Here is a 14,449-nt window from a genome sequence, read left to right on the forward strand (position 1 = left end):
CAAGGATGAGCAGATAGAAAAACTAAACGAGAATATGCATAAGCAAACGATCCACATTCAGAGCTCGATCCAAGAGATTCTTACAGTTGATCACCTGACTTAATATTAATTTCGATTAGCAGAACTGCGTGATCTGACATTGCTTCAGATTTATTTCCTGCAAATACATAGCTACCTGACGATGTGATGTACTTTGCGCCAAGAACATCAAAATGTCTGCTGATGAAAGCATGGTCTAGCCGCTTTCCATTACCAGTTTTAATGTCCCAATAACTTGCACCTGATTTGGGCATTGCGTGTTGCCAGCCTTCGTCCACGAGTTGGCTTATCCGATCACCACATTTGGATGGCTGATATTCGGGGTCGGTATTGAAATCACCTATGATCACAAATGGACGATCCCTATGCTCTGCTGCGATTGTCATAATCCAATCCCAGTTTTTGCGTTTGATTTTGAGTTTATTGATGGGCACACGCAGGCCCAGAATGTCGAGATCCTTCTGAGGTAGGCGAACATGCAATGCATTTGAAGGAACTGATTTTTCAATGTTTGTTGGAGCCAGGATATTCCCTGACTCCAATGTCGTATTTGCGACGATGAAAACTTGATTTTCTTTGAGTGCACGTTTCGATATAACATGATGTGTGAATCCATATGAATCAAGTTGTTCAATGAATCTTTGATGCGACGAGCCAGGGACATATTCAGTAAGCACGATGACATCCGGTGTCAATGAGGCAATCGCCTTAGCCATGTGATATGGAATAATTTTATTGAATGTGCGATGATTGATGTTCCACGTAAGCAGTTTCATATTACCTTGGTGAAAGTAAATCGAACTATGTTATACTAAGGAATGCAAAAAATATAACTTCTAAATTTCAGTTTGGGAATTGATCTATAGTTCCATTTCCCCAAATAATCATTCTTGACAACAAAACCCTTGATATTATATTTGAATCATTCCTAAACACCAAATCTGAAAAATTAATTTTAAGAAATTCCCTTGAAAAAGGGAATTTTTTTAGATTTACCTCTTTAAAGCCAAAAGAAAAAAATGGTTAAAATGTCATGGCAGTGAAGCCAACATTGCTAGAATCACCCGATTTTAAAGCAACGTGTTCAGAAAATTCAACCAATTTTGAATAAAATTCATTCGCTTTACTCTCACATTCAGAATATCTCATTAAAAGGTCGTCATTGGAACGCCCAGACTTTGGTCCATTCGCTGCATCAACCATGAGAATAGAAAGCTTCAAAAGCTCGGACCCGAACTCAACAGGCAATATTTCAGATACCTCTACAGAAATATCAATAAACAAATCTGCAAAGTTTCTAAACATCTCATCCGCTACCGCTGAATCAAAATCATAATGATTTTTATAAAGATCCCATTTCATACCAAACTTAAGAAGAGCACGTCTAATCAGCCCAATAGCAAATTCAGCCTGATCAGCTTCACTTTTCCAAGAACCCCATAACTGACAAAATTCAGAGTATAAAACATCCGGCATAAAAGATCAATATAACCACAACATATTAACCTTTTCATCCACTTTATAATGTTGCCCGGAATAACTTGCAGTCAGGATAGGTATGAACAACTCCGTCAAACGAACAGGTAATATTTTTCACCGAACGTAGTTTCCGGGAAAACCGGGGCTTTATAACATCCCGATTGACTCAAAAATAGATATATTCAGCTCATTTATCTGGTTTTCTGATTGAGCTATAATTACAGGTGTAGTTAATTGTTCGTCAAGCCATTTCTTCAGCTGGTTGAATCTCCGCTTCACGAAATCCGGCCCGACTGAAGGTATATCTAGAGGTATTTATTTTAATTCCCTAGTTTACTTTCTTTCTCGCATCCTATGCATTTTACATCAGCCATCGTTTTAGGGTTCTTAATACAAAGTCCTCCGCTGTTGCATTGGACAATTAATTTTATTCCATTATCTACCAGGTTGCTTTTATTTCTCTTTCTTTTTATCATTATTACCTCTTCGAACTCTTTAATCTGCTCTGCCAGCCTTTTAAGCTGCTCCTGTTTTTTAGCCAGGTCATCTTTAAGTTTCTTTATATCTCTTCCTTTCCTGTGTCCGACTTACCTCCGTCATGTTGCTGCCAATGAAGGTTTAAGATGTATTGTAATTCTACCGTTTTCTGCAGGCAGCCTTCGTTTTGCCTTGTTTGTTCAGAGTCTTGAACTCATTCTTTTGCCCTCGTAACATCATACGATATTTGCCACAATTGCCCCTATCAAAGTTCCTGCAATCAATGAATTTGCATCCTTCTAAACATAACTCTACAGGCTACAAGTGATATAAGATCAACAGCAGCTTTCGCCATAAACGCAGGTACAAACATTAAGCTGCTTCCGGAGAATTCGGAAACAAAAAAATCGTGGTGGAAGTTCAGGTTAAATCACATAAATTGAAATTCTGTTAAAAATATTTAAGTATGTGTCCGCCATTTATCTTAAGGGGCAGCAACATGTTGGATCAACAAAAAGAAATTGAGTGCGAATTATTTGAAATATATAATAAAAATCTGGATCGATTTTTTTCACTAATAAAATTTATGTTTGTAATATTTGGGTTATATGCTTTAACATTCTCTAACGTATACGGCAAACTCAATAGACAAGCATTCGACAACGTACCAATCATTTCAATTTATTCTCTTCTTGCGTGTTTACTATTCATCGGCATAGCACTTATTGTCCCATTTTCACAGCTGGTGCTGCCAAAGGAACGCAAGTTCAAACAAATGATTAGCTCAATTCAATTTAGAAAGGAAGACGAACTTAAGATACATAATAAAAAATTATATTTAGTGACTCGACGGCAAGAGAATTATTATATATTTTCATTTTTGCTAATTTTGCTTTCTCTTATGTTCTTCTGTGGTTATTTCATACCGTTTGTAATTTGTGTTTCCATTCCGGTTTTCACAATCACTGTTTTATACTATCTTACATTTTCCGAATGGATAAAAAGAGAAAATACTTGCATCAAAATTGTACCATCTCAAGAAGGATAAATCAGCTTCAAGAAGCCGAAAATAAAGAAGTATAGGACTTACACGGTTGAACTGGAAATCAATAGTATTAAACATTCAACGGTATAAAATATGGATTTAACTTTAACGTCTGTTGTACTTAATATTAGATCTCAAGTGCGTAAGTCCTAAAGTAAAAATTTATCAGGCAATTCAGATAAAATTAATGGAGACTTGTAATTTAGGAGGATTTCTACAGAGATTAAAAATTATATATGCACCTGGTTTCTTTAATGACTTTACCACTACTATCTTTTTCTAAGAATCTCATGATTTCTTTGTCGTGAGAAACCATTGTATCACAGTATGGGCATGGTTCTGCATTTTTGTACAGTACAGCGTGCAGAAATGTTTCTGCCTCTTCAAACTGAACAATTTGTGAGCGGAACCATTTTCTACAATTTGTACACCTGACTTCACAGCTTTTTGTCTCGTTCATTTTTCCATCATCTTTTTAGTTAATTTCACATTGTACGGAATATTATTAAACATATATATAAAGCAACGTGGCAGAAATTATTCCCGTGTTTGGATAAAAAATATGAGCTTGCGCAATATATTTATAATGATTAAAAAACAGAGAACTTTAGGGTAATATATACAATGTATCAAAGAAAAAGATCAGGGGAAATCAAAGAGAAATCAACCATAATTTGACAATTTAATTTTGAGCCAAAATATCTGCTGAAAAAAAAATCAGAGAATTAATTTCTCCGATGCACCGCTAATGAGGATAAACTCCTCAACTCTTTTTTATTATTTCTTTGCAGTATTGATCCCGAGAATAACATAGGGAGTGCAGTGCCTGATTATCGAAGTGAAAAGTCCCGTAAAAGCTATCAGGGCAACGATCCATTTCAAAGGAGAAGATTTCACGAGATTCATTGCCAGAGCAGTAATTCCAAGTGCTCCGATCAAGGTTCGAAGCAGCAAGTCAAAGCCCCCTACATTTTCTTCCAGAAACAATTTTTTGAGATCCGTCGGACAAAACCCCCTTATAAACCTTATTACATACTTATAGAACCCTGCAATATATAGCGTTGTTCTGTTTGTATTCTGTTCATATTCTGTTAATATTCATTTGTCAAAAAAGTCCTGCACAGGGGAAGCTGAAAATCCCTGTAAATAGCCCGTAAATTCCCAAAAAATCACAAAATATATAACAAGAGATGAGAAGGTTTCTAACTATGCCCGAGATAAAAATTGACAGGTCACTCCCATACCTCGAAGGCACACAGCGTGTGTATGATGAAGCCACGACCCTTGAAAACACCAAAGATCAGATAAAAAAGATAGGTGTCACCCGAATTGCAGATATTACAAACCTGGACAGGCTCGGAATTCCGATCTTCTCGGCAATCCGCCCCAGTGCCGCTCCGGGAGCGATCAGCATCTACTCAGGCAAGGGCTCAACCGAGCAAAGAGCCCGGATTTCGGCAATAATGGAGAGTTTTGAGCGCTGTCTGGCTGAAAGGCCCGGTATAAACGCAAACATTGGAGGCGGGATTTCTGCCCCGGCTCTTGTTGAATCTTACTTAAATGCCATGGAAAACTGCAGTGTGATTGACCCCAGTTCCTTGCTTCTGGCCCAGCCTTTTAACCCCAGCTCCCTCATAGAGTGGGTCGGAGCATATGATTTGATGAGCGGGGAAGAGGTATTCGTAAGCGCCAATGCGGTTTACCATCCCTACGATGCGCCCGGGCAGTGCCAGAAACTTTTCCTGAGCAATACCAATGGTCTGGCTTCAGGAAACACCCTTGAGGAAGCTATCCTGCATGGGCTTCTTGAAGTTATAGAAAGAGATGCCATCAGCACAGCCCAGTTTTCCCGTGACCTTGGAAAAGAGATAGTGCTGACCGAAGAAGACGGGTACCTTTACGAGCTTGCCCAAAAATTCAAAGATGCCGGAGTCGAACTCAAGATCTGGCTTGTCCCGACTGATACCGGAATCCCGACAGTTATTGCAGCAACTGATGATGCAAAACTGAAAGACCCGGCTCTTCTGGTCATGGGAGCAGGCTCCCACCTTAAACCTGAGATCGCAATTGCAAGAGCAATAACGGAAGCTGCACAGTCGAGGGTTGTTCAGATTCAGGGCGCAAGGGAAGACACGGACAGGGAGGGCTTTATCAGGAGCGTAGGTTATGACCGCATGAAGCGCCTGAACTGGTTCTGGTTCGAAGAAGGAGAAAAAATTTCCCTTTCCGAAGTGAAGGACCTCTCCGGAAAGAGCCCCTCAGAAAACATCGACGTAATACTTGAAAAGCTAAAGGGCCTTGTCGAAAAGGTGCTTGTCGTTGACCTCTCAAGAGAGGAAATTGCAGTACCTGTAGTCAGGGTAATCATTCCGGGCTTTGAACTTTTCACAATCGACCGTGACCGTAGAGGAAAAAGAATTACCGCCGGGAAGAAGAAAGAATTTTCCAGAAACAAAAACGAAAAGCCGTGGAAAAGAAGATGAAAGAAAGAGCAGTTATCTTTACCGGTAACAGCATAAGACATGAGGATGCGAAAAAAATCCTCAGGGCAAACTACCAGCCCCCTGTACGCAGGTTCCAGCTGGAAAAGTTTGTCCAGCAGGGGTATAAGGTCATGGGAATCATAGACGGGATTTTCTTTGACCGGGCTGCAGTAGGGCACAGAGAAATCATATCTGCCCTTAATGCAGGAATAAAGGTTGTGGGTGGTGCCAGTATGGGAGCCCTGAGGGCTTCTGAACTGGACACACACGGCATGATAGGAGTTGGAAAGGTTTACGAGTGGTACAGGGACGGGGTTATCGAGTCTGACGACGAGGTGGCTGTAAGCACCAATCCTGATACGTTTGAACCCATCTCCGTCCCCCTGGTAAATATCCGGGAAACCCTTAAAGCCGCTCTCGCTACCGGGCTTATAAGTGAAAAAGAGCACGATGGCCTTCTGGAACTTGCAATCAATACTTACTACCCTGACCGAAGCTACCTCGGGCTTACAAAAGAAGGGGCAAAAAAAGGCCTGATACAGGAAGAAAAAAGGAAGAGCCTTCTTGATTTTTGCATTAACAGCGAAGTTGATTTAAAAAGGCAGGATGCGGTTCTTGTGCTTGAAACCGTAAAAAAGCTTATTGAAGAGGCCTGAGACTTAAGGTCTCCTCAAATCAACGGTTTCGGCTCTTCAAACCTTTTTTTTCAGATATCTTCAAGGATCTCCTTTAATAATTCAGGGCTGTTTTCAGCTTTTCAGGTAAATTTCAGCGCTTTATTATGTACAGCCTGATGATGTACAGGCTGACGAGCAGGACAATAAAATTATACACAGCCGTGAAAATGGGGATATACTGATACTCGAACCAGATCTCGATTACCCGCGTTATGGAGGAATAGAGCTTGAAGGTTGCCACAAGCAGTAGCAGCATGGCAATCAAAAAAACTCCTTTCTTGAAGTTCTCCCCGAGGTCAGACCCTTTTACATCTTTTGTCTCTGAGTTGATCTCTTCTGTTTCACTCATCCAAACCGCCTCCTTAGAACTACTGCCGAACAGAGCAGGACTGCTGACAGAAACAGGCTGAATCCGGGAGTTGATTCTTCTTCAGCGTATTCCTCTTCAGGGACCATTTCATTTTCATCGACAATTTCAAATTCGCTGGTCTGAATCTCCTTTGTTTTCGTGGAAGTCTGATCTTTAACCTCAACTTCCGGGTTGAGCTGGATATAATCTTCTCCGCGCCTGACAATAGTATCATTGTTCCAGATCAGCACTTCGACAACGTAGTTGTACTGGTCCGGCATGGTCAGGTTGACACTCCGGATAACTGTTGTTTCGGGTTTGATTTTCCCTGTCCGGATCCAGACCTTATCTGCAAGGAGCCCCGCGTCCATTTCCCGGACCTTGACAAGCATACGAAGATCCTGACTGGTTTTCTTGCCCTCGTTTGTCAGATAGATATCGCTTTCAATGAGGACTTTTCGGTCTTCCACCTTCCTGACCCTGAAATCCATTTCGGAAATTTCAAGCCCTATGTCCTGCACGTCAGCAGGCAGAAAATCCAGGTTGTAGACATTGATTTCTCCGCTGCCCTTCTGGGTATCTTCTTCAAAGAGAACTGAACGTATATTATATCCGCCGGTCTTAGGCAGGCTCAGGCTCTGGCTTACGGCTTTTGTTTCTCCTTTTTTCAGCTTTCCGAGCTTTACTTCCTCCTGTACTTCAAGCAGCCCGCTCTCCCTGCTGTAAACTTTCAGAAGAAGAGAGGCATTTTTCTCTGTATCCCCCTGATATTTTTCTACGTAGGTCGTGACATTGAGGTCTACAAAAGAAGTCCCTGCAAGGTCTGCTGAGATGTCCATATCTTTGATGTTGTAATAGCTTTCCTCCTCAAAACTCCGGACGCAGCCGCTTCCTGAGGCAAAAAGGAGGATAATGGACATCAAAATTAGCATTTGGGTTAGTTTAATTCCCTGTTTTCCCAAGGCATATCCCCCTCTTCATTAATTGTATTGAGAAGTATATACTTTTTGTCTTTATGGGCAGCTATCCCTTTCCCTGAGAATTATTAGATGAAAATTATTAATATGAACGCACTTATATTCAGATAGGGGATAAAATATAGGGGGCTGGATTATGGAGAGCAGACTTTATAGAAAAATTGTAATTGCAACCGATGGCTCTGAAAGTGCCAGAAAAGCTGCAGATGCCGCAATTGAGCTCGCTCGCCTGAGCGGAGCAAAAATTTATGCTGTCTGCGTTATAGACAGATCGATTTATTCTTCGGCTCCTGAAGATATGGAGTGGGAAGAGGCAATGTATGACCGGTTCAGGGAGCTTGGAGAAGAAGCCGTTTCTTACGTGGAAAAAACTGCAAAAAACGCAGGCTTGCAGGTAGAACCCACCCTTCTCGAAGGGCATCCAGCAGAAGAAATTGTCAATTTTGCAGAAAAGAACGGAGTAGACCTGATCATCGTTGGCTCTCTTGGAAAAAGCGGGATAGAACGTTTCCTGATAGGCAGTGTATCCGAAAACGTATTCAGGAACGCAAAAGGCCCGGTCCTGGTTGTCCGAGGACGGGATACATGAGAAGAGAAATTCCAGAAAGGAATTCCAGAGAGGAAAACAGAGAAGAAAATCGAAAGAAAAAAGGACGGTCTGATGTCCATAGACCAGAAAGCAAAGTTAAAGCATTGAGGAAATGAGTTAAATGGGGGAGAAGAGGGAATGAAAAGCGATTTTTACACAAAAATCCTGATAGCAACTGACGGCTCGGAAAACGGGGCGCAGGCAGTAAGTGCCGGGATGGAAATTACAAGGCTGAGCCAGGGAAAAGCGTATGCCCTGTATGTTATTGATAATACCTGCTATCCAGCCGGAAAATGGGACCCTAAATTGAAAACTGCAATGGAAGAACAGTTTAAGACTTTCGGGCTCGAAATGACCGCTGCAGTGGAGGAGGCTGCAGAAGCAGCAGGCGTTGATGTGGAATTTGCAATCCTGGAAGGGCATCCGGCTGAAAAAATCCTTAATTTTGCAGAAAAGCAGGGCGTTGATATGATTGTCGTGGGCTCGCTCGGGAAAACAGATGCCGAACGCTTCCTGCTTGGGAGCGTCTCCGAAAAAGTCGTCAGGAACGCAAAAGTCCCGGTGCTTGTAGTACACGGGAAGGGACAGGGAAAAACCTGAGTCCACAATAAGGGAACTACACAGGGGGAGGCTTATGAAACGAAAACCCTACAGGAAAATTCTGCTTGCAACCGACGGCTCGGAAAACGCAAAAAGTGCAGCCTGCTCAGGGCTTGAAATTGCAAGGAATACCGGAGCTGAGATCTATGCCGTATATGTAGCCGGCATTTCCTGCTGTTCTCCTATTATGCCCGAAAGTTATGACTGGGAGATAGGAAAAGAAGGAAGTGAAGCTGTTGCTGAGATAGAAGAAATGGGAAGAGAAAACGGCGTTACGGTGAATTTGGTCCTGCTGCAGGGTAACCCTGCTCAGGAAATTCTGAATTTTGCGGAAAAGAATGACATTGATATGATTGTGATGGGGACACAGGGAAAAGCCGGAATTGACCGGTTCCTGCTCGGAGGAGTTACGGAAAAAGTCGTAAGGCATGCAAAAGCCGAGGTGCTGGTCGTGCGCGCACCCTGCCTCTGAAAAGGATGACAGGCAAAACATAACACCGAATAGGATTCAAAGTGAGGGGAAAATATTGCTGAACGAAAAGATGGAAGAAGCGCTGAATGAACAGATTAACAGGGAACTGTACTCGTCTTACCTTTACCTTGCTATGTCGGCATACAGCTCATCCATTGGACTGCCAGGGTTTTCCCACTGGTTCAAGGTCCAGGTCCGTGAAGAGACCATCCATGGGATGAAACTCTTTGATTACATCAACAGGCAAGAAGGAAGAGTGAGGTTAAAGGAAATCAAGGAGCCACCTATGGAATTCGGGACACCGATGGAAATGTTCCAGAAGACCCTGCAACACGAACAGTTCGTTACCCGCTCAATCAACGACCTGGTGGACCTTGCCCGTTCGGAAAAAGATGAAACAACAGTTTCTTTCCTGCAGTGGTATGTCAAAGAGCAGGTCGAAGAGGAAGAAAACGACAACGAGATTATTGATAAATTGAAAAATGCCGGTGAAAACAAAGACGCTTTGTCGGCACTTGATGCTGACCTGGCAAAGAGGCACCCTCCCAAAGATGAGGAAGAAAGTATCTGAGAGCAAAAAATCTGAGTGAGAGCAAAAATCTGGGCAAAAGTCTCGGAAATATTTTGATTTTCAAAAAAGAACTTCAGGTTAATGTAATTTGAGAGGCTACGGGATGTTATTTCCGCAGCTCTTCTTTGATAAGAAACCATATTGTTTGAGGCAGGCTGTTTGAGAGATAATACCTGTAATTTTGAGAGATAATACCTGTAATGCTGCCTGTACTTAGTTTTGGGGATCTAATATTCAAAAGGGGTCCCCATTTTTCCAGATCATTTCCTGTTCATAGGGTTCCCACACCGTCCACATTCCACTTCAGTGCAGGGTACTCCCGGCGTGTGAGGAATTTCAAGCCCGCACTGTGGGCAGATACACATACCTCCGGGACCGCCCGAAGCTTTTGCACTCCTGCCCCTGCACCGTTCTTTACCTTCATTACTTCTGCCTATCCCCGGACCCTTACCTGCAGGACCGGTACCGTCTCCACCTGGCATTTGTAAGTTTCTCCTCCGTAAATTGACTTTCTATTAGACTTTCTATTCAAAAGCTGCATATGGATTTATATATATGTATCAACCTCCGAGAGGCAATTACCTGAAAGCAGGCTAAAACGGTCCCGATCAGGTTTTCGGTCAGGTTTTAATATATGGAGTCTGAAAAGCACCCAGAAATGTCAAGCAGCATGGAATTCGAAATCGTGAAAAAGGGCTTCGAATGGCTCTCAGCCCAGCAAATTCAGTCCGTAAAGGAACTTGCAAGTACAGTATCGGCTCATGCTTTATGGGGACTCCCGAACCCCTATATTACCCGTTTAATCCGTAAAAAAGAAGGTGACTGCTGGAACTCCTCAATAAGAGATACGGCAAGGGCCTGTTCAGCCCTTTCTGCTGAAGGAATTATATTCAGGGCACCGGAAAAGTGGCTGCGTTCCATGGAAAAAGGAGGCTCATGGAACGAAGACGTCTATGATACTGCCTATAGTCTTGGGGCCCTTGCAGAGATGGAAATTTCTGATAGGGAAGGATGTAACTGGTTATATGAAAACTACGGTCCTGCCTGGGAGCAGGTTGGTACTACTTCCCTTATAATCACAGCCCTCAAAAAACAGGAAAACCTGACAGGAAACAGGGATTTTGAGGTTTTTATCCGGGAAAGGGCTGAGTGGGTCCTTTCAAAAAAAGGACAGGACGGAGGCTGGGAGCATATTTCCACAAGCAATCTGGCAATCCAGGCTCTCCTACTTGCAGGTTTCAAAAAAGAAGTTGGAGATTCTATTGAATGGCTCCTTGGAAAAGCCCGTGAAAGCGGGGCCTGGGGAAACAAAGAAGACGACATAAACGCAACTGCCCTAACACTGAGCACACTAGGACTATACGAACAGTCCTGAACAGGAAAACTTGATTTATTTCTTTGTTCATTTTCCTTTTTATTCTGAGGTTTTATCAGTCTCTTTCATCCTGATTATTATATCGGACTTCTTCTCTTTTCAGTCTTTTATAGGACCTGCTTACTGGAAGCTGTTTTCCAAAAACTATAAATTAGAGCTCGGATCTTGTCAGGTTATCACCAATAAACATATATATTAAATAATATTATTTTATCATATCAATTAAGATTGCTATAGAGAAAAAAAAACATATCAAATTTGTATTCTATTTTGTCAAGGAGGAAACCTGATCATGTAGATCGAATGGACTCTAAATCCGTTCAGCCGGGTTAGATTCCCGGGGTTTCCGCCACGTTTCTGAATCCCGGAATGGCACTTGCATAACATTCCACTGAAATTTTTTATAGAATCAGGAAACGCTTTCCAGAGTCTATAAACTATTCTATTGACTGGAATTATCGATCTCTTTTCCGGGTAGCTGTCAGCAATTGCTGGCTCCACGCTTATATTCTGTAAGCCGGGATTCTGAATACTGTTCTTGGAAATTATCCGGGTTTTAGTTCACCGAGGGGTAACACTATGGATAAAAAACCACTAAACACTCTGATATCTGCTACAGGGCTCTGGATGTCCAGAACCGGAAGGATTCACAAAATCAGGCATCATGAAGTCTCAAAAAGGAAAATCTACATCGAAATGGAATGTGGAGAACGGCTTGTTGTGAACAATTCCCGGAGCTGCAGGACAGCACGGGCCCTAAGGCACCATAAATACAGGAAGACCTGCAAAAACTGCAGGGTTTCGGATGAGGACATAAGTAAATTCCTCACAAGAACAAACGAAGACAAAAGCAACGTAAAAGTCACGGTAGTTTCTGCTCCTAAAGTAAGAAAAGTAATGCCAAAATCAGTTGCAAGAGCCCCAAAACCACTTGAAAACACGGCAACGGCACAGGCTCTGCCTTCTGAGTATCAACCTGCACCCGCTACACCAGTTTCTGCACCCGCTACACCAGTTTCTGAACCAACACCAGTTTCTGAACCAACACCAGTTTCTAAACCAACACCAGTTTCTGAACCAACACTAGTTTCTGAACCAACACCAGTTTCTGAACCAACATCAGCTTCTGAACCAACACCAGCTTCTGAACCAACACCAGCTTCTGAACCAGTATCGGCTTCCGCATCAACAACAATCTCAGCTTCGGCAATATCTGCATCTACATCAGCACAGGGAATGGCAAGCTCAACTACATCTCCGGATGCTCCTGTTCCGGCGAGTGCTCCTGCATATACAAAGAGCCAGATTAACAGGCTTGAAGGTCTGTTAAGCCCGAAGGATGAGATTTCCCTGGACTCTGAAACACCTTTCAGGAAACTTGAGTCCGAACTGCTGTCCCGGAGAAGAAAAGACCTGCAGCAGATCTATGCCGAAGAAAGGGAACATTACCTGGGAAAACTCGAACGCGAGATTACGAAATTCTTCGTGGACAGGGGTTTTCTGGAGATCAAATCCCCGATTCTGATACCTTCAGAGTATATTGAAAGGATGGGCATTAACAATGACACTGAACTTTCAAAGCAGGTCTTCAGGGTTGATAAGAACTTCTGCTTAAGGCCAATGCTTGCTCCGACTCTCTACAACTACCTGCGCAAGCTTGATAGAACCCTACCGGACCCTATAAAAATCTTTGAGATCGGCCCCTGTTACAGGAAAGAGTCTGACGGCAAAGAACACCTGGAAGAGTTTACCATGCTGAACTTCTGCCAGATGGGGTCGGGCTGTACCCGCGAAAACCTTGAAGCCATTATTAAAGATTTCCTGGACTACCTGGGGATCGACTTCGAGATTGTAGGGGACTCCTGTATGGTCTATGGCGACACCCTTGATGTCATGCACGGTGACATGGAACTTTCCTCAGCAGTTGTCGGACCCGTACCCATGGACCGGGACTGGGGAATTAACAAGCCCTGGATAGGTGCAGGTTTCGGACTTGAACGCCTGCTGAAGGTTATGCACGATTTCAAGAACATTAAAAGAGCTTCAAGATCCGAATCATACTACAACGGGATTTCCACCAACCTGTGACCGGGAATCCCATAAAAATCACAAATAAAGACCCGGAGAACGTCGGGGAAGATATCAGAGCGGCAAATAGAGACTCAAAACGGTAAAAAGATCTTAAAATGGCAAACTGGCCCGAAAGGACCTGAAATGAAAAAGATCTGAAAGAATATCCGTAAATCTATGAGAGGGTGAAATATTGATCCAAAAAATGGCAACCAACGAACTTGACAGTTTCGGGGAGAAAATCATTGAAGGCTTTCACTTATCTGACGATGACCTGAGGGCTCTTCTCTCTCTTGAATCCGAAGAAGAGCTGGAAAAGCTGTACTATGTGGCTCGAAAGGTCAGAAACTATTATTTCGGCAACAGGGTGTTTCTTAACTGCTTTATCTATTTCTCCACTTACTGTAAGAACCAGTGCGCTTTTTGTTACTATAACTGTAAAAACGAAATCAACCGTTATCGCCTGACCAGAGAGGAAATCAAAGAGACCTGCAAAACCTTAAAAGGTGCAGGTTTCCACATGATTGACCTTACCATGGGAGAAGACCCGTATTACTATGATGAGCCAGACCGCTTCGTGGAACTTGTCAGGATAGTTAAGGAGGAACTTGGTCTACCAATAATGATTTCTCCAGGAGTAATGGACAACTTAACCCTTCTCAAAGCCAGGGAAGAAGGAGCAAACTTCTTTGCCCTTTACCAGGAAACCTATGACCGCGAACTCTACGAAAAACTCCGGGTAGGGCAGTCATTCGAAGGACGGTTTAACGCTCGCCGCTTTGCAAAAGAACAGGGGTACTGTGTAGAAGACGGGATTCTCACGGGTGTTGGAAACGATGTTGAGTCGACAATAAAGTCCCTGAGGGGAATGAAAGCAAACGATCCCGATATGGTCAGAGTTATGACATTCCTGCCCCAGGAAGGGACTCCGCTTGAAGATTTCAAAGAGAACTCAAACCTTTCGGAACTAAAAATAATTGCAATTCTGAGGCTTTTGTTCCCGAAATGCTTGATACCGGCTTCCCTTGACCTGGAAGGTATCGATGGCATGGTTCACCGCTTAAACGCGGGGGCAAACATTGTTACCTCCATCCTTCCCTCAGATTCAAGGTTAGAAGGTGTTGCCAACTATGACCGCGACCTTGAAGAACGGGACAGAGACATAAAAAGCGTAATCAAGCGGCTTGCAACTATGGGGATGGAACCTGCCCTTCAGGCTGATTTCGAGAAAGTCCTGGGGTACTAG

Annotated in this window: 16 protein-coding genes; 9 read left to right on the forward strand and 7 right to left on the reverse strand. The window is 43.0% G+C overall.

All coding sequences use genetic code 11. The features are described 5' to 3' along the window. Positions 1-80: 80 nt before the first annotated feature. From EO98_RS11445 to EO98_RS11460, 4 genes are all read right to left on the reverse strand, one after another. Positions 81-815, reverse strand: a complete 735-nt coding sequence (locus tag EO98_RS11445; protein WP_048136923.1) for an endonuclease/exonuclease/phosphatase family protein — start codon at positions 813-815, stop codon at positions 81-83. Between the two features lie 247 nt (positions 816-1,062). After that, positions 1,063-1,515 carry a hypothetical protein gene (locus tag EO98_RS11450; protein ID WP_048136925.1) on the reverse strand — a complete coding sequence of 151 codons (453 nt, stop codon included), beginning with the start codon at positions 1,513-1,515 and terminating at the stop codon, positions 1,063-1,065. Positions 1,516-3,263: 1,748 nt separating this feature from the next. After that, complete coding sequence (locus EO98_RS17925; protein WP_082098587.1) at positions 3,264-3,500, reverse strand: hypothetical protein; 237 nt, start codon at positions 3,498-3,500, stop codon at positions 3,264-3,266. 317 nt (positions 3,501-3,817) lie between these two features. Beyond that, complete coding sequence (locus EO98_RS11460) at positions 3,818-4,027, reverse strand: DUF2892 domain-containing protein (RefSeq protein WP_369799044.1); 210 nt, start codon at positions 4,025-4,027, stop codon at positions 3,818-3,820. 221 nt (positions 4,028-4,248) lie between these two features. Here EO98_RS11460 and EO98_RS11465 point away from each other — a divergent pair, with 221 nt between their 5' ends. Together EO98_RS11465 and EO98_RS11470 are read left to right on the forward strand one after the other, a co-directional pair. Next, on the forward strand, positions 4,249-5,523 hold the full coding sequence (locus EO98_RS11465) for a YcaO-related McrA-glycine thioamidation protein (protein WP_048136931.1): 1,275 nt from the start codon (positions 4,249-4,251) through the stop codon (positions 5,521-5,523). Continuing rightward, complete coding sequence (locus EO98_RS11470; RefSeq protein ID WP_235283428.1) at positions 5,520-6,179, forward strand: TfuA-related McrA-glycine thioamidation protein; 660 nt, start codon at positions 5,520-5,522, stop codon at positions 6,177-6,179. The genes EO98_RS11465 and EO98_RS11470 overlap by 4 nt, the downstream gene beginning before the upstream one ends. A gap of 112 nt (positions 6,180-6,291) precedes the next feature. Here the strand turns inward: EO98_RS11470 and EO98_RS11475 are convergent, their stop codons facing one another. Beyond that, positions 6,292-6,549 carry a hypothetical protein gene (locus EO98_RS11475; protein ID WP_048136935.1) on the reverse strand — a complete coding sequence of 86 codons (258 nt, stop codon included), beginning with the start codon at positions 6,547-6,549 and terminating at the stop codon, positions 6,292-6,294. After that, entirely contained in the window at positions 6,546-7,511 is a 966-nt protein-coding gene (locus tag EO98_RS11480) for a hypothetical protein (protein WP_235283976.1), read from the reverse strand. Before EO98_RS11480 ends, EO98_RS11475 begins: the two co-directional genes overlap by 4 nt. A gap of 151 nt (positions 7,512-7,662) precedes the next feature. Between EO98_RS11480 and EO98_RS11485 the strand changes: the two genes are divergently transcribed. From EO98_RS11485 to EO98_RS11500, 4 genes are all read left to right on the forward strand, one after another. Further along, positions 7,663-8,115: a universal stress protein gene (locus EO98_RS11485; protein ID WP_048136938.1), complete on the forward strand. Its 453-nt coding sequence runs from the start codon at positions 7,663-7,665 to the stop codon at positions 8,113-8,115. Positions 8,116-8,253: 138 nt separating this feature from the next. Continuing rightward, on the forward strand, positions 8,254-8,715 hold the full coding sequence (locus EO98_RS11490; protein WP_048136940.1) for a universal stress protein: 462 nt from the start codon (positions 8,254-8,256) through the stop codon (positions 8,713-8,715). A gap of 34 nt (positions 8,716-8,749) precedes the next feature. Beyond that, the gene (locus tag EO98_RS11495) at positions 8,750-9,187 is read left to right on the forward strand and encodes a universal stress protein (protein WP_048136942.1); all 438 of its coding nucleotides are present in this window, start codon (positions 8,750-8,752) and stop codon (positions 9,185-9,187) included. A gap of 55 nt (positions 9,188-9,242) precedes the next feature. Then, a complete protein-coding gene (locus EO98_RS11500; RefSeq protein WP_048136944.1) occupies positions 9,243-9,758 on the forward strand; it encodes a ferritin in 516 nt (171 codons plus the stop codon). A 260-nt stretch (positions 9,759-10,018) separates the two neighbouring features. Here the strand turns inward: EO98_RS11500 and EO98_RS11505 are convergent, their stop codons facing one another. Further along, the gene (locus EO98_RS11505) at positions 10,019-10,240 is read right to left on the reverse strand and encodes a DUF5320 domain-containing protein (RefSeq protein ID WP_048134875.1); all 222 of its coding nucleotides are present in this window, start codon (positions 10,238-10,240) and stop codon (positions 10,019-10,021) included. A 152-nt stretch (positions 10,241-10,392) separates the two neighbouring features. On the opposite strand from EO98_RS11505, the gene EO98_RS11510 reads away from it, so the two are divergent. From EO98_RS11510 to pylB, 3 genes are all read left to right on the forward strand, one after another. Next, positions 10,393-11,133: a hypothetical protein gene (locus EO98_RS11510; protein ID WP_048136946.1), complete on the forward strand. Its 741-nt coding sequence runs from the start codon at positions 10,393-10,395 to the stop codon at positions 11,131-11,133. 579 nt (positions 11,134-11,712) lie between these two features. After that, positions 11,713-13,221, forward strand: coding sequence for a pyrrolysine--tRNA(Pyl) ligase (gene pylS / locus EO98_RS11515; RefSeq protein ID WP_048160059.1), 1,509 nt, complete (start codon positions 11,713-11,715; stop codon positions 13,219-13,221). 175 nt (positions 13,222-13,396) lie between these two features. Continuing rightward, positions 13,397-14,449 (forward strand): methylornithine synthase PylB, encoded by a 1,053-nt coding sequence (gene pylB, locus EO98_RS11520; protein WP_048134872.1) that lies wholly within the window; start codon positions 13,397-13,399, stop codon positions 14,447-14,449.

The organism is Methanosarcina sp. 2.H.T.1A.6 (genome assembly GCF_000979455.1).
In the GTDB taxonomy this organism is placed as follows: Archaea; Halobacteriota; Methanosarcinia; order Methanosarcinales; family Methanosarcinaceae; genus Methanosarcina.